The sequence below is a fragment of the Ramlibacter aurantiacus genome, from assembly GCF_016722895.1.
Taxonomy (GTDB): Bacteria; Pseudomonadota; Gammaproteobacteria; order Burkholderiales; family Burkholderiaceae_C; genus Ramlibacter; species Ramlibacter aurantiacus.
Genome location: NZ_JAEQNA010000003.1, coordinates 82214 through 100604 on the forward strand (window position 1 = coordinate 82214; position 18391 = coordinate 100604).

Annotated in this window: 15 protein-coding genes; 12 read left to right on the forward strand and 3 right to left on the reverse strand. The window is 70.5% G+C overall.

Annotation, left to right across the window (positions count from 1 at the left end):
* Window positions 1-87: 87 nt before the first annotated feature.
* Together xdhB and xdhA are read right to left on the reverse strand one after the other, a co-directional pair.
* Entirely contained in the window at window positions 88-2481 is a 2394-nt protein-coding gene (gene xdhB, locus JI739_RS10395; protein WP_201683830.1) for a xanthine dehydrogenase molybdopterin binding subunit, read from the reverse strand.
* On the reverse strand, window positions 2478-3950 hold the full coding sequence (xdhA, locus tag JI739_RS10400) for a xanthine dehydrogenase small subunit (protein WP_201683831.1): 1473 nt from the start codon (window positions 3948-3950) through the stop codon (window positions 2478-2480). The genes xdhB and xdhA overlap by 4 nt, the downstream gene beginning before the upstream one ends.
* 96 nt (window positions 3951-4046) lie before the next feature.
* Between xdhA and JI739_RS10405 the strand changes: the two genes are divergently transcribed.
* From JI739_RS10405 to dcd, 10 genes are all read left to right on the forward strand, one after another.
* Window positions 4047-5588 (forward strand): ABC transporter ATP-binding protein, encoded by a 1542-nt coding sequence (locus JI739_RS10405; protein ID WP_201683832.1) that lies wholly within the window; start codon window positions 4047-4049, stop codon window positions 5586-5588.
* Window positions 5581-6654, forward strand: a complete 1074-nt coding sequence (locus tag JI739_RS10410; protein WP_201683833.1) for an ABC transporter permease — start codon at window positions 5581-5583, stop codon at window positions 6652-6654. Before JI739_RS10405 ends, JI739_RS10410 begins: the two co-directional genes overlap by 8 nt.
* Window positions 6654-7574: an ABC transporter permease gene (locus tag JI739_RS10415; protein WP_201683834.1), complete on the forward strand. Its 921-nt coding sequence runs from the start codon at window positions 6654-6656 to the stop codon at window positions 7572-7574. The genes JI739_RS10410 and JI739_RS10415 overlap by 1 nt, the downstream gene beginning before the upstream one ends.
* Window positions 7575-7621: 47 nt before the next feature.
* Window positions 7622-8785: a BMP family ABC transporter substrate-binding protein gene (locus JI739_RS10420; protein ID WP_201683835.1), complete on the forward strand. Its 1164-nt coding sequence runs from the start codon at window positions 7622-7624 to the stop codon at window positions 8783-8785.
* A 192-nt stretch (window positions 8786-8977) separates the two neighbouring features.
* Window positions 8978-10021, forward strand: a complete 1044-nt coding sequence (locus JI739_RS10425; RefSeq protein ID WP_201683836.1) for a hypothetical protein — start codon at window positions 8978-8980, stop codon at window positions 10019-10021.
* Between the two features lie 55 nt (window positions 10022-10076).
* A complete protein-coding gene (locus JI739_RS10430; protein ID WP_201683837.1) occupies window positions 10077-11132 on the forward strand; it encodes an adenosine deaminase in 1056 nt (351 codons plus the stop codon).
* Window positions 11129-13612, forward strand: a complete 2484-nt coding sequence (locus tag JI739_RS10435) for a penicillin acylase family protein (protein WP_435531603.1) — start codon at window positions 11129-11131, stop codon at window positions 13610-13612. Before JI739_RS10430 ends, JI739_RS10435 begins: the two co-directional genes overlap by 4 nt.
* Window positions 13613-13684: 72 nt before the next feature.
* Window positions 13685-14776 carry a BMP family ABC transporter substrate-binding protein gene (locus JI739_RS10440; RefSeq protein WP_201683838.1) on the forward strand — a complete coding sequence of 364 codons (1092 nt, stop codon included), beginning with the start codon at window positions 13685-13687 and terminating at the stop codon, window positions 14774-14776.
* 4 nt (window positions 14777-14780) lie between these two features.
* Window positions 14781-16100: a guanine deaminase gene (gene guaD / locus JI739_RS10445; RefSeq protein WP_201683839.1), complete on the forward strand. Its 1320-nt coding sequence runs from the start codon at window positions 14781-14783 to the stop codon at window positions 16098-16100.
* Window positions 16097-16660: a dCTP deaminase gene (gene dcd, locus JI739_RS10450; protein WP_201683840.1), complete on the forward strand. Its 564-nt coding sequence runs from the start codon at window positions 16097-16099 to the stop codon at window positions 16658-16660. Before guaD ends, dcd begins: the two co-directional genes overlap by 4 nt.
* Before the next feature lie 9 nt (window positions 16661-16669).
* Here dcd and JI739_RS10455 read toward each other — a convergent pair whose 3' ends face one another.
* A complete protein-coding gene (locus JI739_RS10455) occupies window positions 16670-17587 on the reverse strand; it encodes a delta(1)-pyrroline-2-carboxylate reductase family protein (protein ID WP_201683841.1) in 918 nt (305 codons plus the stop codon).
* A gap of 98 nt (window positions 17588-17685) precedes the next feature.
* Here JI739_RS10455 and JI739_RS10460 point away from each other — a divergent pair, with 98 nt between their 5' ends.
* Window positions 17686-17970, forward strand: coding sequence for a hypothetical protein (locus JI739_RS10460; RefSeq protein ID WP_201683842.1), 285 nt, complete (start codon window positions 17686-17688; stop codon window positions 17968-17970).
* A gap of 26 nt (window positions 17971-17996) precedes the next feature.
* On the forward strand, window positions 17997-18383 hold the full coding sequence (locus tag JI739_RS10465) for a hypothetical protein (RefSeq protein ID WP_201683843.1): 387 nt from the start codon (window positions 17997-17999) through the stop codon (window positions 18381-18383).
* Window positions 18384-18391 lie beyond the last annotated feature (8 nt).

The following is an 18391-nucleotide window of genomic DNA, read 5'->3' on the forward strand; positions in this document are numbered from 1 at the left end:
CGCCGGGTGTTTACGAGGGGGCTGAAGGCGCGGCTGAAGCGAAGCTTGACCGCGCCGGCACAACCGAGTTGCGCCGGTTTGTAGAGGTCACCCCACCCCACCCAGCGCCCGCAACACATGCTCCGGCGTCGCCGGAGCCACCAGCCGCGAGGCATCACCCCCCGCGGCAGCCACCGCTTCCCGTATCGCCTCCCACACGCTGATCGCCAGCATGAAGGGCGGCTCGCCCACGGCCTTGCTGCCGCCGACGTTGTCCTCGCGATTGGCCTCGGGCCAGAGCGCCACCGCCAGGCGTGTCGGCAAGTCTCCCGTGGCCGGGATCTTGTAGGTGCTGGGCGCATGCGTGGTGAGCACGCCCTGCTCGTTCCACACCAGCTGCTCGCAGGTGAGCCAGCCCATGCCCTGGATGAAGCCGCCTTCGATCTGGCCCACGTCGATGGCCGGATTGATCGAGGTGCCCACGTCGTGCAGGATGTCCACGGCCAGCACGCGACTCTCGCCGGTGAGGGTGTCGATGGCGACCTCGCTGCAGGCCGCGCCGTAGCTGAAGTAGTAGAAGGGCCGGCCGGTGAGGGTGACCTTGTCGTAGTGGATCTTGGGCGTGCGGTAGAAGCCGTCGCTCCACAACTGGATGCGGTTGGCGTAGGCCAGCTTCACCACTTCGTCGAAGCTGCGGGTGGCCTTGGGCGAGATGACTTCCCCGCGGCGCAGGCGGACCGCACCGGCGCCGCAGCCGTCCAGGCCGGCCACGAAGGCCGCCAGGTTGTCGCGGATGTTGCGGGCGGCGTACTGCGCGGCGCGGCCGTTGAGGTCGGTGCCGGCCGATGCGGCGGTGGCCGAGGCGTTGGGCACCTTGCCGGTTTCGGTGGCGGTGACGCGCACCCGCTCGAAGGGCACGCCCAGCTCGTCGGCCACGACCTGCATGATCTTGGTGTGCAGGCCCTGGCCCATCTCGGTGCCGCCGTGATTGAGCTGCACGCTGCCGTCGGTGAACACGTGCACCAGCGCACCGGCCTGGTTGAAGAAGGTGGCGGTGAAGCTGATGCCGAACTTGACCGGCGTGAGCGCCAGGCCGCGCTTGACGACGGGGCTGTCGGCGTTCCACTGCGCGATGCGCTGGCGCCGCTCGGCATAGCCGCACGAGCGAGCCAGGGTGTTGACCAACGGCTCGAGGATGTTGTCCTCGACCTTCATCTGGTAGTGCGTGACGTCGCGTTCACCCACGCCGTAGAAGTTGCGCTGCCTCACCGCCAGCGGGTCCAGTCCCAGGTGCCGTGCGATGTCGCCGATGATGGCCTCGATGGCGACCACGCCCTGCGGGCCGCCGAAGCCGCGGAAGGCCGTGTGGCTCTGCACGTTCGTCTTGCAGCGGTACGAGGCGATCTCCACGTCGGACAGGAAGTACGCGTTGTCGCTGTGGAAGATGGCGCGGTCGGCCACCGGGCCGGACAGGTCGGCCGAGAAGCCGCAGTTGGCCAGCATGGCCATCTTCAAGGCGGTGATGCGGCCGATGTCGTCGAAGCCCACCTCCCAGTCGTAGGCGAAGGGGTGGCGCTTGCCGGTGATCATGAAGTCGTCGTCACGGTCCAGCCGCAGCTTGACCGGGCGCCCCAGCTTGCGCGCCGCCAGCGCGGCCCAGACCGCCATGTGGCCGGCCTGCGTCTCCTTGCCGCCGAAGCCGCCGCCCATGCGGCGGCACTCCACGGTGACGGCGCTGTTTTCAAGGTGGAGCGCGTGGGCCACCCAGTGCTGCACCTCGCCCGGGTGCTGGGTGCTGGAGTGGATGTGCCACTGGCCCTGCTCCAGCGGGATGGCATAGGCCACCTGGCCTTCGAGGTAGAAGTGCTCCTGTCCGCCCACCTCCAGCTGGCCGCAGAGGCGATGCGGCGAGGCGGCCAGGGCGGCTTCGGGCTCACCCCGGCGCACGGTCACCGGCGGCAGCACGTAGCTTCGCGCCGCGTGGGCCGCGCGCACGTCCAGCAGCGCCGGCAGCGGCTCGATGTCCAGGCGAACCTGGCGCGCGGCACGGCGCGCAGCCAGCGCGCTGTCGGCCACCACCAGGCCGATCACCTGGCCCACGTGTTCGACGGTGTCGAGCGCGAAGATGGGTTCGTCGTGCACGAAGGTGGCCAGCACCGGATCACCCGGGATGTCCCCGGCCAGCACCACGCCGCGCACGCCCGGCAGGTCCAGCGCCGCTTTCGGGTCGACCCCGCGCAGGCGGCCGTGCGCCACCGGCGACAGGATGGGCGCGGCGTGCAGCGTGCCCTTGAGTTCGGTCATGTCGTCCACGTAGGTCGCGCGGCCGGCCACCTGGGCCCGGGCGCTTTCGTGGATGTGGGGGCTGCCCACGGCCGGACGCGACCCCGCCGGCGCGTGGGGCGAGACGGTGGCGGGTGCCAGGTTGCGTTCGCCGGCATCGGCCGCGCCGCCCGGCCCGCCGCCGGAGGACGAGGTGAATTCCTTTTCGCGCGCGTTCATTCGGTGACCTCCTCGATCCGGAAGCTCTCCAGGTTGATGCCGCGCACGCCCTGGCTTTCGAGCCACAGGCGGCGCATCAGGTTGCCCAGCACCTGCCGGCGGTAGGCGGCGCTGGCGCGCATGTCGCTGATGGGGCTGAACTCCGCGCGCAGCGCGTCGGCGGCGGCATGGGCGGCCTCTTCGGTCCAGGGCCGCCCGGCCAGCTGCGCCTCGGCCTGGCGGGCGCGCACGGGCGTCGCCGCGACCCCGCCGGCGCCGATGCGGGCTCGCGCCACGTGGCCATCGGACAAGCCGAGCTGGACCACCAGGCAGACGGCGGAGATGTCGTCGTCGTAACGCTTGGAGATCTTGTAGGCGCGCAGGAACTCGCCCTCGGCCGGGCCCGGCACCTCGATGCGGGCCACCACCTCGTCGGCCGCGAGCACGGTTTGCCGGTAGCCCGTGTAGAAGTCTTCGAGCGCGACCTCGCGTTCGCCGCGCGCGCTGGCCAGCACCAGGCGCGCACCCAGCGCGATGAGCAGCGGCATGGAGTCGCCGATGGGCGAGCCGTTGGCGATGTTGCCGCCCAGGGTGCCGGAGTTGCGCACGGGCAGGCCGGCGAAGCGCTCGGCGAAGGTCTGCAGCTGCGGGCGCTGCGCGACCAGGGCGTCGAAGGCATCGGCCAGCGTCACCGCCGCCCCGATGGCCAGCCCGGCCGGCTGGTCCGGGCCGGGGTGCCAGGGGTCGATCCGACGCAACTCCTGGACCCGCGTGACGTCCAGCACGCGGGGGTACTGCCGGTGCAGCTTGGTGATCCACAGCCCGGCGTCGGTGCATCCGGCCACCAGCTGGGCCTGGGGATGTTCAGCACGCAGGGCCAGCAGGTCGGCCAGCCGGGTCGGGGCGAGGTAGCCGGTCGAGGGCACCTGGGGCGCCAGCGCCGACAGGCGCTCGAGCAGGGCGGCTTCGTCCACGGGCACGGCCGGAAACTCGGCCATGCGGGTGGCGGCATCGAGGATGGGCCGGTACCCGGTGCAGCGGCACAGGTTGCCCGACAGCTCGGCCTGCGCCCGTTCGCGCGTGATCGGCTCGCCGCGCACCACGTGGTTCTGGTACATGCCGAACAGGCTCATCACGAACCCCGGCGTGCAGAACCCGCACTGCGAACCATGCGCCTGCACCAGCGACTCTTGCGCCGGGTGCAGGCTGCCGTCGGGCCCGGCCAGGTCTTCCACCGTCCACAGGGCCATGCCGTCGATGGAATGCGCCAGCCGGATGCAGCTGTTGATGGCGCGAAAGCGCAGGCGCCCGCCTTCGGGTTCGGCCAGGACGACCGTGCAGGCGCCGCAGTCGCCTTCGCCGCACCCTTCCTTGGTGCCGGTGCATCCCAGGTCCTCGCGCAGCAGGTCGAGCAGCGTGCGGTCGGGTGGTACATTGCCGAGCGTCACAAGCTCGCCCCGGCGGATGAATCGAATCGTGTTGGCTTCCATGGCGTTCCAGTATGGCGGCAGAACACCGGATGGGGCGTCGCTTCAACGCCACCGGATGGCGGCCGGCCCGGTGCCCGCCGTCGCAACTGACCTCGCATGAACACCTCCGCACCCCGGCTGCAGCTGACCGGCATCACCAAGCGATACCCCGCGGTGGTGGCCAACGATGGCGTGTCGCTGCGGGTCGAGCCCGGCCAGACGCACGCCGTGCTGGGCGAGAACGGCGCCGGCAAGTCCACCCTGATGAAGATCATCTACGGCAGCGTCAAGCCCGACGAGGGCCGCGTGCTCTGGAACGGCCAGCCGGTGCAGGTGCGCAACCCGCAGGAGGCACGGGCGCTGGGCATCAGCATGGTGTTCCAGCACTTCAGCCTGTTCGACACCCTCACCGTGGCCGAGAACGTATGGCTGGGCCTGGGCAAGCAGCTGTCGCTGGCCGAGGTCTCGCGCCGCATCACCGCCAAGGCCGGTGAATACGGCCTGGACATCGACCCCGGCCGGCCGGTGCACACGCTGTCGGTGGGTCAGATGCAGCGGGTGGAGATCATCCGCGCCCTGCTCACCGATCCCCAGCTGCTGATCCTGGACGAGCCGACTTCGGTGCTCACGCCGCAGGCGGTCGAGCGCCTGTTCGCCGTGCTGCGCACCCTGGCGGCGCAGGGCTGCAGCATCCTCTACATCAGCCACAAGCTGCACGAGATCCGCGAGCTGTGCACCGCCTGCACGGTGCTGCGCGCAGGCCGCGTCACCGGCGAGTGCGACCCGCGCCAGGAGAGCAACGCCTCCCTCAGCCGAATGATGATCGGCGCCGAGCCGCCGGTGCTGGAACACCGGCCGCACCAGCCCGGCGACGCGGTGCTGCGGGTGCAGGGGCTGAGCCTCGAACGCGAATCCCCGTTCGGCACCGACCTGCAGGACATCCACCTGCAGGTGTGCGCGGGGGAGGTGGTGGGCATCGCCGGCGTCTCGGGCAACGGGCAGCGGGAGCTGCTGTTCGCGCTTTCGGGGGAGGACAGGCGGGCCGAGCCGGGCCGGGTGCAGGTGGCGGGCCGGCCCGCCGGCCGGCTGGGGCCGGGCCGTCGCCGTGCGCTGGGCCTGCACTTCGTGCCCGAGGAACGCCTGGGCCGTGGCGCCGTGCCGGCGCTGGGGCTGGCGCACAACCTGCTGCTCACCCGCCAGGAGGCGCTGGGGCGGGGCGGATGGATCCACCTCGAGGCCTTGCGGCAGCAGGCCGCGCGCATCATCGAACGCTTCGGCGTGCGCGCCGGCGGGCCCGACGCGCCAGCCCGGTCGCTGTCCGGCGGCAACCTGCAAAAGTTCATCGTCGGCCGCGAGATCGAGGCCAACCCGCGGCTGCTCGTCATCTCGCAGCCCACCTGGGGCGTGGACGTCGGCGCCGCCGCCCAGATCCGCGGCGAGATCCTGCGGCTGCGCGATGCCGGCTGCGCGGTGCTGGTGGTCAGCGAGGAGCTCGACGAACTGTTCGAGCTGAGCGACCGGCTGCACGTGATGGCCAAGGGCCGGCTCTCGCCGCCCCTGTCGCGCGAGCAGGCCACGGTGGAATTGATCGGCGAGTGGATGAGCGGCTTGTGGGACCGCAGCCACGAGGAAGCGGCGCGGGAGGCGGCCGATGTTTAAGCTGGAACCGAGGCCCCAGGCGTCCGCGTTCTGGAGCGTCGCCTCGCCGCTGCTGGCGCTGGCCATCACGGTGGCGATCGGCATCGTGCTCTTCATCGCGCTGGACAAGGACCCGGTGCGCGGCCTGCAACTGTTCTTCTGGGAGCCGCTGCGCACCCGGTACGCGCTGGGCGAGCTGATGGTCAAGGCCACGCCGCTGCTGCTGATCGCACTCGGCCTGGCGGTGTGTTTCCGCTCCAATGTCTGGAACATCGGTGCCGAAGGCCAGTTCGTGCTGGGGGCGATCTGCGCCGGCGGCATGGCGCTGCTCGCGGGCCGGGACAGCACCCGCTGGATCGTGGTGCCCATCCTGCTGGCCGGGGTGGCCGGTGGCATGTTCTGGGCCGCGCTGGTCGCCTGGCTGCGGGACCGCTTCAACGCCAACGAGATCCTGGTCAGCCTGATGCTGGTCTACGTGGCGGTGCAGCTGCTCATGTGGCTGGTGTTCGGGCCCTGGAAGGACCCGGCCGGCTACAACTTCCCGCAGACCAAGACCTTCGAGGCCGTCACCCAGGTGCCGCGCCTGATGACCGGCTCGCGGGTGAACCTCGGGCTGCTGATCGCGCTGGCGGGCACGGCACTGCTGTGGGTCTTCCTGTTCCGCACCCGGGCCGGATTCGCGCAGCAGGTGGGTGGACTGGCGCCGGCGGCGGCGCGCTACGCCGGCTTTTCCTCGCGCAAGGCGCTGTGGATCGCGCTGCTGGTCTCGGGCGGCGCGGCCGGACTGGCCGGGGCGCTGGAGGTCGCGGGCCCGATCGGGCAACTCACGCCCTACGTGCCCGCCGGCTACGGCTTCGCCGCGATCATCGTGGCCTTCGTCGGCCGGCTGCATCCGGTCGGCATGGTGTTTTCGGCCATCCTCATGAGCATGTTCTACATCGGCGGCGAACTGGCGCAGTCGCGGCTGGGGCTGCCCAAGTCCATCACCGGGGTGTTCCAGGGGCTGCTGCTGTTCGCGCTGCTGGCCTGCGACACGCTGCAGGCCTGGCGGGTGCGCTGGGTTCCGGCGCGGCGGGGGGGGGCCTGATGGATGCATACGCGCTGCTGCTGGCGTCCACGCTCAACGCCGGCACCGTGCTGGCCCTGGCCGCGCTGGGGCTGCTGATCAACGAGAAAGCCGGCATCGTCAACCTGGGGGCCGAGGGCATGATGCTGTGCGCCGCCATCGCCGGCTTCGCCGCGGTGGTGCACACCGGCAGCGACCTGGCCGGCTTCGCGGCGGGCGCGGCCGCCGGCGCGCTGCTGGCGTTGGTGTTCGGGCTGCTGGTGATCTGGCTCAACACCAACCAGTACGCCACCGGACTGGCACTCAGCCTGTTCGGAGCCGGCTTTTCGGCCTTCGTGGGCATCGGCTATGTGCAGGAGAAGTTGCCCCAGCGGATGCGATTCGAGGTGCCGCTGCTGGCCGACATTCCGCTGCTCGGGCCGGCGCTGTTCCGGCAGCACCCCATGGTGTATCTCACCATCGCCTTCACCGCGGGCCTGGTCTGGTTCCTGTGGCGATCGCGCGCCGGCCTGGTGCTGCGCTCGGTGGGCGAGTCGCCCGAATCGGCGCACGCGCTGGGTTACCCGGTGCGGCGCATCCGCCTGGCCGCGGTGGTGGTGGGCGGCGCGCTGTGCGGCCTGGCCGGCGCCTACCTGTCGGTCATCTACACGCCGCTGTGGGTCGAGGGCATGGTGGCCGGCCGCGGCTGGATCGCGCTGGCCCTGACCACCTTCGCCACCTGGCGGCCCGCGCGGGTGCTGCTGGGGGCCTACCTGTTCGGCGGGGTGACCATGCTGCAGTTCCACCTGCAGGGCCGGGGCGTCGAGCTGCCCAGCGAATTCCTCACCATGCTGCCTTACCTGGCGACCATCCTCGTGCTGGCGCTGATGTCGCGAAATCCCACCTGGATCCGCGTGAACATGCCCGCTTCCCTGGGGCGCCCCTTCCATCCCGGCTCATAATTTCGCGGGCTTTTTCCCACGCTTCCCATCCCACTCATAGGACGACGATGACCGACCTGAACAAACGATCGCTGTTGCACACGATGGCCCTGTCGGCCCTGGCCGCCACCGCGCTGGTGGCCTGCGGCAAGAAGGAGGAGGCGGCGCCCGCGGCCTCCGCACCGGCGGCGGCCCCGGCCGCCGCGGCCAAGACCGAGCCGCTGAAGATCGCCTTCGCCTACGTCGGCCCGGTGGGCGACGGCGGCTGGACCTTCGCGCACGACAACGGCCGCAAGGCCATCGAGAAGGAATTCGGCGACAAGATCGTCACCAGCTTCGTCGAGAAAGTGCCCGAGTCGGCCGACGCCGAGCGCGTGTTCCGCGACATGGTGAGCCAGGGTAACCAGCTGATCTTCGGCACGACCTTCGGCTACATGGAGCCCATGATGAAGGTGGCGGCCGACCACAAGGACGTGAAGTTCGAGCACGCCACCGGCTACAAGACCGCCGACAACCTGCGCACCTACGACAGCCGCACCTACGAGGGCGCCTACATGGCCGGCGTGATCGCCGGCAAGATGACCAAGACCAACACCCTGGGCGTGGTCGGCTCCATCCCCATCCCCGAGGTGATCCGCAACATCAACAGCTTCACCCTGGGCGCGCAGTCGGTGAACCCCAACATCAAGACCCGCGTGGTCTGGGTCGGCGAGTGGTTCAACCCGCCGAAGGAAACCGAAGCCGCCACCTCGCTGATCAACGGCGGCGCCGACGTGCTGATGCAGAACACCGATTCGTCGGCCGTGCTGCAGACGGCCGAGAAGATGGGCAAGCGCGCCTTCGGCTGGGACAGCGACATGACCACCTACGGACCCAAGGCCCACCTGGGCTCGGCCATCATCAACTGGGCGCCGTACTACACCAAGGCCGTGCGCGATGCGCTGGAAGGCAAGTGGCAGGGCAACCAGGGCAACTGGTGGGGCGTCAAGGAAGGGGCCATCGACATGGTTTCGGTCGCCGCCGACGTGCCGGAGGAAACCCGCAAGCGCATCGACGAGATCAAGGCCGGCCTGAAGGACGGCAGCTTCGTGATCTGGAAGGGCCCGATCGTCGGCCAGGACGGCAAGGAAGTGCTGGCCAAGGACCAGGTCGCCGATGACAAGTTCCTGGGGGGGGTCAACTTCTACGTGCGCGGCGTCGAAGGCCGGGTGCCGGGCGGCGACAAGAAGTAAGCGGGCTCGAAGCCGCCGGACAGGCCGCCTTCGGGCGGCTTTTTTGCGGGCTGGATTCGTGTGCCCAGTCAGGTTTTGGTGAGCTTGTCAATAAGGCGGGTGTCGAAAATGACAGGGGTCGCGCCGGCTTCTGGCGTGGCTTGCCACACCGGAGCTTCCGGTGACCCATCACCCCCTCACGGCCTACACACCATGATCCCCTGCATCAGCGGCCGCTTCCATCGCGAATCCACCCAGCGCCCCATCTCTTTCGGCACCTTGTGTACGGTGGCCGTCCAGCCACGCGGTGCGGACCGGGTGGACTGGAACGCCCTGCGCCCGCCGCCAGAGCCAGGCACGTGTTGCGGGTGCCTGGGCCTGTTTGCCAGGCGTGCACGCACGCCGGACCGGTCCGACGTCCTTCGCCTGCGGCGCGACATCCTGCAGGGCATCCGCGCCAGGCTCGAGGAGGAGTACGGGGTCGACGGCATCGAGCGTGCGTTGGCCTGGGTGCGGGTGCCCGCGAACGTCGCCACCGACGTGCGCGGCTTGCTCGAAGCCACCCGTTCCCAATCGACCGATGCCCTCGATGTCGACCGGACCCGGCGAATGGTGGAATCGAGCGGCCGGCTGCTGCACCTGGCGTATTGGAGTGCGCAAGGCTGGGCCCGCCTTTTCGACCACCGTGACGTTGCAGAGCAGGACCTTGAGATGCGTTCCTACGCCCTCGCGGTCTTGGGCATGAACCGCGCGTTGAAGGATTGCGATTTTCCGGGATCGACTCAACTGCAGAGCTTTGGCCTGCGCGAACTGCGGCCCCACGTCCGGGCGGCCGTGCATGAAGAGGTGCGTGCGCGGGTCCGGGCTGTGCCGGTCGTCCAGGGATGGGTCGAACACCAGAAACTGGTCGTTGCGGTGGATGGCGCCATCGCGGACGTGGCCCGGCGCTTCAACCCCCTCTGGAATCACCAGGCCGCGCCCGAGGCGAGCGACTTCAAGACCAGGCGTCACGAGTGGTCTGTCCAGCGGAACTCCGCGCAGCCGTCTGCGGGTTCGGCAGGTGACCAGTCGGCCGCTGGCGCTGTGGAGCGATCCATTTCCAAGGGGCGCGCGGAGCCCTCCGGCTTCAGGCACTCATGCAGTGACGCGTTTCCGGGTCCATCGGACGAGACGCCGGGCCCGGCGCCCGGCCTGGCAACCGCTGGTACGAGCGACGTGGCCGGCGGTCTCGAGAAGTCGATCGCCGCGGCCCGCTGACACGCTCTGCATAATCGGCGGGCCGTCCCACCGCCCGCACGGGCCCGAGCACGCCATGACCGACGCCGTACACGACTTCGCCCGCCGCATTCCCCACGACCGCCTTCCCGAACTGCTGCGGCGCATGCCCAAGGCCGAGCTGCACATCCACATCGAAGGCTCGCTCGAGCCCGAGCTGATGTTCGAGATGGCGCGCCGCAACGACGTGAAGCTGGCTTACTCCAGCGTGGACGAGCTGCGCCGCGCCTACGACTTCAACAACCTGCAGAGCTTCCTGGACATCTATTACGCCGGTGCCAGCGTGCTGCAGACCGAGCAGGACTTCTACGACATGTGCTGGGCGTACCTCGAACGCGCGCATGCCGACCGGGTGCTGCGCGCCGAGATCTTCTTCGACCCGCAGACGCACACCGTCCGCGGCGTCCCGATGGGCGCCGTCATCGAAGGATTGCACCGGGCCTGCCAGGACGCGCAAACGCAGTTGGGCATCGACGCCGAGTTGATCCTGTGCTTCCTGCGCCACCTGAGCGAGCAAGAGGCCCTCGACACCCTGGAAGAAGCCTTGCCCTGGCGCGACCGCTTCATCGGCGTCGGCCTCGACTCGAGCGAGGTGGGCCATCCGCCCGAAAAATTCGCCCGCGTGTTCGCCCGCTGCGGCGAGCTCGGCCTGCACCGCGTGGCGCACGCCGGCGAAGAGGGGCCGCCTGCGTACATCTGGTCGGCGCTCGATGTGCTCAAGGCCGAACGCATCGACCATGGCGTGCAGTCGTCCAAGGACGCGAAGCTGATGCAGCGCCTGGCGCAGCAGCGCACTGCGCTCACCGTGTGCCCGCTATCCAACCTCAAGCTGTGCGTGTTCCCGCAGCTGGCGCAGCACAACATCCGCCAGCTGCTGGAGGCGGGCCTCGCGGTCACGGTCAACTCCGACGACCCGGCGTATTTCGGCGGCTACCTCAACACCAACTTCATCGAGATCTTCGCGGCCACCGGCATGGACGCGGGGCATGCGTACCAGCTCGCGCGCAACAGCTTCGAGGCGAGCTTCGCGGACGCCGCGACCAGGCAGCGCGATATCGAGCGGCTCGACCGGTTCTTCGCCGAATTCGCCTGAAGCTGGGGTCCATCGTGGCGGCCAGCTGGCGCCGGCGGATCGGCTTCGCCATCGCACCCGTGCTGCTCGCCGCGGCCGGGGTGTTGGGCCTGCTGGCCTGGCGCAGCTTCCCCGTGCTCGACGGCGAGCTGCGCGTGGGCGGACTGGGCGCCCCCGTCGACGTGCGGCGCGATGCCGCCGACGTGACGCACATCGAGGCGGCCAGCCTCGCCGACGCCTATTTCGCGATCGGCTGGGTGCATGCGCAGGAGCGCGGCTGGCAGCTCGAATTCAACCGCCGCCTGATGCGCGGCGAACTCAGTGAAGTGCTGGGGCCGCGCACCCTGGCCACCGACCGGCTGTTGCGCACCTTGGGTATCCTGCCCGCGGCCCAGGCGCAATGGGAACGCCTGCCCGCGCGCGAGCGGCGCTTGCTGCAGTCCTATGCCGACGGCATCAACGCCTTCCATGCCGGCGGCTCGCAGTTGCCGTCGCCCGAGTTCCACCTGCTGCGGGTGCAGCCAGGCCGCTGGACGCCGCAGGACAGCATGGGCTGGGCGCTGATGATGGCGCTCGATCTCGGCGCCAACTGGGGCAACGAATTCGCGCGCTTGTCGCTGCTGCAACGCCTGTCCACCGACGAGCTTTGGCAGCTGATGCCGCCGTATCCCGGCGAACCGCCTGCCACCACGGTGGACCTGGCGGCGCTGTACCGAAGCCTGGATGTCTACCGCGATCGGCCGCCGCACCAGCGCACCGGCATCGAGGCCGGGCCCGATCCGTGGCTGGCGGGCCTCGGTCATGCGGAGGGCGTGGGCTCCAACAACTGGGTGGTCGCGGGCTCGCGCAGCGCCAGCGGGCGCCCCTTGCTGGCCAACGACCCGCACCTGAGCCTGCACGTGCCGGCCATCTGGTACATGGCCCGGCTGAAGGCGCCGGCCGAGCCGGGCGGGCGCGCCACGGACGTCATCGGCGCCACCCTGCCAGGCTTGCCTGTCGTGGTGCTGGGACGCACCGCCGGCGTCGCGTGGAGCTACACCAACACCGCGCCGGACGTGCAGGACCTCTACCTGGAGCAGATCGATCCCGAGCGGCCGGGCCGGTACCGGACCCCGGGCGGCTGGGCTTCCTTCAGCGAACGCGAGGAGCTGATTCGCGTGAAAGGCGAGCCCGATCACCGGCTGCGGGTGCGCGCCACCCGCCACGGGCCGGTGGTCAGCGACGTGATGCCCGGCTACGCGGACGTGATCGACACACGGCGGTATGTGCTCGCCCTGCGCTGGGCCGCGCTGGACGCGGACAACACGACGGTGCAGGCCGGCATGGCGGCCAACGAGGCGCAGACCGTGGATGAACTGCTGCAGGCCTCGGCGTTGCACCACTCGCCCATGCAAAACCTGCTGGCCGCGGACACCCAGGGCCGCATGGCGTTCGAGGCCATTGGGCGGGTGCCGCTGCGGCGCGGCGACGACGAGCTGCGCGGCATCGCGCCGGCGCCCGGCTGGGACGCGCGCCACGACTGGGCGGGCTGGCTGCCCGCCTCGGCCCATCCGCGCGCGACGCACGAGGCCATCGCGGCGCGGGGCTGGTGGGCCACGGCCAACCAGCGGGTGCTGCCGCCGGGCTATTCCCACTTCATCGGCGGCGACTGGGCCACGCCCGAGCGCTTCGAACGCATCGAACAGCTGCTCGCGGCCAGTGATCGCCACGACCTGCGCAGCATGGCCGCGATCCAGGCCGACACGGTCTCCAGCGCCAGCCGCCGCTTGCTGCCCCTGCTGCAGCGCGTGCGCAGCAGCCACCCGCTGGCCGCCGAGGCCCAGGCGCAGCTGCGTGGGTTCGACGGTGACATGCGCGCCGATGCGGCCGCGCCGCTCATCGTGGCGGCCTGGGCCGACGAGATGACCCGGGCGCTGGTGGCGCCGCGCATCGGCGCGGAGAAGTTCCAGGCGCTCTACGGCAAGCGCAGCTTCCGGCCAGGGCTGGAGCTCATGCTGGAACAGCCGGCGATCGGCCGCGCCTGGTGCGCGCCGCTGTCCTGCGAGCAGCACGCGGCCGCGGCGCTGGATCGGGCGCTCGTTCGCATCGCGGCCGACCAGGGCCGGGAGGTCGCCGAGTGGCGCTGGGGCCGCGCGCATCCGGCCCTTTCGGTGCACCGGCCCCTGGGCAGCGTGCCGCTGTTGGCGCGCGTGTTCGACGTCAGCGTGCCCAGCCCCGGCGACGCCTGGACGGTGAACGTCGGCCAATACCTGCCCAACCACCGCGAGCAGCCCTTCGCGAGCCGGCATGCGGCCAGCCTGCGCACGCTGTACGACCTGGCCGACCCCGAGCGCTCGCTGTTCATTTCCCAGGCCGGGCAGAGCGGCCTGGTGTTCAGCTCCCGTTATCGGGACATGGCGGGCGAATGGGCGCGGGTGCAGTACCGGCCGCTCCGGTTGAACCCGCCCCACTGGGTGCACCAGCTCGTGCTGCGACCGGGTCCGGCGCCGTCGGGCCGATAGAATCCTCGCCCTTGCCAGTCGCGCCCCGGCGGCTGGCCTATCTGATTTCCCGGGGCCATGTAGAGGAACACCATGTACAAAAACCTCGCGGGCGGCGCCATCGCGGCAGCCGCCTTCGTTTTTTCCATCCCCTTGCTCCACGCCCAGCCGGCGTCGCCATCGGCACCGCTGAAGGTGGGCTTCGTGCACGTGGCGCCCGTGACCGAAGCCGGCTGGGTGCGCCAGCACGAGGAAGGCCGCAAGGCGCTGGAGGCGGCCCTGGGCAGCCGGGTGCGCACCACCGCAGTGGAAAACGTGCCCGAAGGCCCGGACGCCGAGCGCGTCATCCGCGACCTGGCCCAGCAGGGACACCAGCTGATCTTCACGCCCAGCTTCGGCTACATGGAGCCCACGCTGAAGGTGGCGCGCGAGTTTCCCGACGTGCGCTTCGAGTCGATCACCGGCTACAAGACCGCGCCCAACGTGGCCACCGCCAACGCCCGCTACTACGAGGGGCGCTACCTGGCCGGCGTGGCCGCGGGGCGCATGAGCCAGGCGGGGGTGGCCGGTTTCGTCGCGGGCTTTCCCATTCCGGAAGTGCTGCAGGGCGTCAATGCCTTCACGCTCGGCATGCGCTCGGTCAACCCGCAGGCGCAGGTGCGGGTGGTGTTCCTGGGCGAGTGGTTCAACCCGCCGCGCGAACGCGATGCCGCCATGGCGTTGTTCGACCAGGGCGTGGACGTGATCGCCTTCCACACGGGCTCCTCGGCCATCATGGCCGCGGCGCAGGAGCGCGGCCGCATGGCGGTGGCCTACCACTCGGACATGCGCAAGTTCGGGCCCGACGCGCAGATCGCCGCCGTGACCCATCACTGGGGCGCCTACTACACCCGCCGTGCCACCGAACTGCTGGAGGGCCGATGGAAGCCCGCCCAGGTGTGGGGCGGCGTGGCCGAAGGCATGGTCCGGGTCGGCGACTTCGGCCCGCGCGTGCCGCAGGCGATACGCGACGAGGTGCTGGCGCGGCAGCGCGACATCGCCGCCGGCCGCCTGCATCCCTTTGCCGGACCCATCGTCGACAACACGGGCAGGCAGCGCACCCCCGCCGGCCGTACGCTCACCGATGCGGAGATCCTGCAGATGGACTACCTGGTCGCCGGCGTGCAGGGGCGCGCCTCAAAATAGCCGCATGAAAGCCTATCGCGCCGCCTTGCTCCGCTTCGACGACCAGGGCACGCCCATCCACGATGAAGATGGCCTGCTCGTCATCGGGCCCGGCGCCGACGGCACGCCGCTGATCCGGGCCGCCGGTTCCTACGCGGCCCTTTGCGGCAACTTTCCCGGCGTCGCCGTCGAACACCTGCCGGGCCGCCTGCTGGCTCCGGGCTTCCTCGACCTGCACGTGCACTTCCCGCAGCTGGACGTGATCGGCTCACCCGCCGAGGGATTGCTGCCCTGGCTGGAGCAATACACCTTCCCGCACGAGTCGCGCTTCAGCGAGGAGCTGCACGCCGGGGAAATGGCCGAGGTCTTCCTCGACGAGCTGCTGCGCCACGGCGTCACCACGGCGCTGTGCTTCGCGAGTTCGCACGTGCCCTCGGTCGACGCGCTGATGGCCGCGGCCCGGCGGCGACGGCTGCGGCTGATTGCCGGCAAGGTGCTGCAGGACCGCCACTCGCCCGATGGTGTGCGCGACGACACCGAGCAGTCGCTGGTCGACACCGAAGCCCTGATCGGCCGCTGGCATGGCCAGGGCCGCCTGGGCTATGCGATCACCCCGCGCTTCGCCCCCAGCTGCTCCGAGGCGCAGCTGCGCGGCGCGGGCGAACTGGCGGCGCGACACGCCGGCGTGTGGGTGCAGTCGCATGTGGCCGAGAACCGCGACGAAATCCTGTGGGCGCGCGAGCTGTTTCCGGCCGCGCGCAGCTACCTGGCCATCTACGACGACTTCGGCCTGCTGCGCGAGCGCGCGGTCTATGCCCACTGCATCCACTTCGACGACGAGGACCGGGCGCTGATGCGGGACCGCGGCGCGGCGGCCGCGGTCTGCCCCACCAGCAACCTGTTCCTGGGCAGCGGCTTCTTCGATTACGAAGGCGCCGATCGCATCGGCATGCCTTACGGGCTGGCCAGCGACGTCGGCGGCGGCACCAGCTTCAGCCCCTTCCACACCATGCTGGCCGCCTACTACGTCGGGCGCGAAGGACAGACCAAGCCGGGCCTGTCGCTGCCGCCCGCGCAGCTGTGGTGGCAGCACACCGCCGGGGCGGCGCGTGCGCTGGGGCTGGAGGGCGTGGTGGGCAACCTGCGCCCCGGGTGCGAGGCCGATTTCCTGGTGCTGGACCCCAGCGCCACGCCGCTGCTGGCGCGGCGCACCGCCCATGCCCGCACGCTCGACGAGCTGCTGTTCGCGATGATCGTGCTGGGCGACGACCGGGTGGTCGAGCGGGTGTGCGTGTCGGGGGCCTTCCTACAATCGAGCCCCCCTGCAGGAGAACCCACCCGATGATCAAGAGCGACAAATGGATCCGGCGCATGGCCGAGGAGCACGGCCTGATCGAGCCCTTCGAGCCGAAACAGGTGCGCGAGGTGGACGGGCGCCGCGTCATCAGCTATGGCACGTCCAGCTACGGCTACGACATCCGCTGCGCGCCCGAGTTCAAGGTCTTCACCAACATCCACAGCACCGTGGTGGACCCGAAGAACTTCGACGAAAAGAGCTTCGTCGACTTCCACGGCGACTCCTGCATCATTCCGCCCAACAGCTTCGCGCTGGCTCGCACGCTCGAGTACTTCCGCATCCCGCGCAACGTGCTGACCATCTGCCTGGGGAAATCGACATATGCGAGATGCGGAATTATCGTGAACGTGACCCCCTTCGAGCCCGAGTGGGAAGGCTACGTCACCCTCGAGTTCAGCAACACCACGCCGCTGCCAGCGCGCATCTATGCCGGCGAGGGCTGCGCCCAGGTGTTGTTCTTCGAGAGCGACGAGACCTGCGAGGTGAGCTACAAGGACCGCGGCGGCAAGTACCAGGGGCAGAGCGGGGTGACCCTGCCGAAAGCCTAGGGGTGAGGCTCAGGGCTTGGGGGATACCGCGAGGCGCGCGGCGGCGAGGTCCCAGCCGGCCCAGCCGCAACTCTTGAACAGCACCGGGCCTGCGCGCCCTCGATGGCTCGCCCGCTCGCGCGCGTAGTCGGCCAGGGTGGGGAACCCGCCAAGGTCCAGGCCCGCCTGCAGCAGGTCGCCGGCCTCGTGCCGCGCGTCGGCGGTGTCCAGCCAGATCGATCCCCGTTCGGCGACTGACCGGCACAGGCCGGGGGCGAGTTCGACCATCGTGGGCGTGAAGGCGCCAACGGCGGCGATGAAGGCGTCGTCACGCACGGGGGCGGACAGAACGTGGCCGCTGGCGGGGGTGCAGGTGACCGCAAGCGGGCACTCGGCCAGGGCGGCGTCGGGGTCGGTCACCACCTGCGCGCGCAGCCCCAGCGCGCGAGCGTGGTCGCACAAGGCCTGGGCGCTGGCGACGCTGCGCGAGGCGATCCGCACGTCGCGCAGCGGCAGGCATTCGGCGAACGCGTCGAGGTGGGAGCGCCCCTGTGCGCCCGCGCCCACGATCAGCAAGGGGCCGTCGGGGCGGGGCGCCAGCCAGCGGGCGGCCAGCGCCGAAACCGCGGCCGTGCGCCGCGCGGTCACCGTGGGACCGTCCAGCACGAGCCGCCGCTCGCCGGTGGCGGTGTCGAAGACGACCACGTCGCCCTGGATGGCCGGCCGGCCGGTGCCTGCGTTGGCGGGCGTGAAGGTGATGAGTTTGGTGATGGCGGTGCGCCCATCCAGCGCCGGCATCACGAACAGGCTGCCGCCGCCGGGCAGAGGCTGCACCAGCCGCGCCGGCACCTGAACCGCCGGATCGGTCAGCAGGCGGGCCAGCTCGTCGACCAGGGCCGGGTAGGGCAGCAGCCGGGCGGTGGCAGGCGCGTCGAGCAGGGCGGACATGCGCCGGATTCTGTCCTACAGCCGCATGCGCGGCCGGCGTGGGCCGGGCACCGCCGCCGCTGCCTAGCATCTGGCGGACACCTACCGAGGACCCTGCCATGTCGACCGCTACCCGCTCCACGTCGCGCACCCCCGCTGGCTGGACGGTCGTCGGCCTGGCGCTGGCGGCCTTGCTCGGCCTGGCTTTCTACGCCGTGGTCAGCGTCCAGGTGCTCAAGGCGCAGTCGAGGCAGATGGACGTGCAGGTCCGCCAGACTGCCTTCGCCGACTGCCTGCAGTACGTCGTGGGCTCGACCATCGCCAGCTGCGGCAGCCGGCTGGGCACCCAGCAGGCCGAGTCCCCCGCGGCGCCACCCGATCTCCTGGTCGTTTCCGGCCGCTGACACCTGTCCGATTGCGGCGCTGCAACATGGCGCCTCTGTCCGACACGCCGGCCGCGCTGCTGCTGACGTGCGCAGTTGTTGCCGACGCTTACCTTGGCGACATGGGAACAGCCCGGATTTTCACGAGCATGGCGCGCGACGGAGCCCTGGATGTCGAACAACGCTTCGGCGATGCGGGTTCGATCGAGCCCTGTGACGAAGCCGCGCTGGAGGCGCCCTGCTGGAGCGATTGCCCCGTGGCGTTGCTGGTGCGGTTCCGGCAAGGTATGGCCAGTCACGGGCGAGCGGTCCGGGTGGACCTGATGCGGCAGGACCGGGCTTATGCCATCTGGCAGCTGGCCCGCGCCCGGTCCACCGAGGACGCGCAGCTGCGAGACCTGGCGGCGCAGCTGTTCAACTGCCTCGTGCATTGAGCACGGCG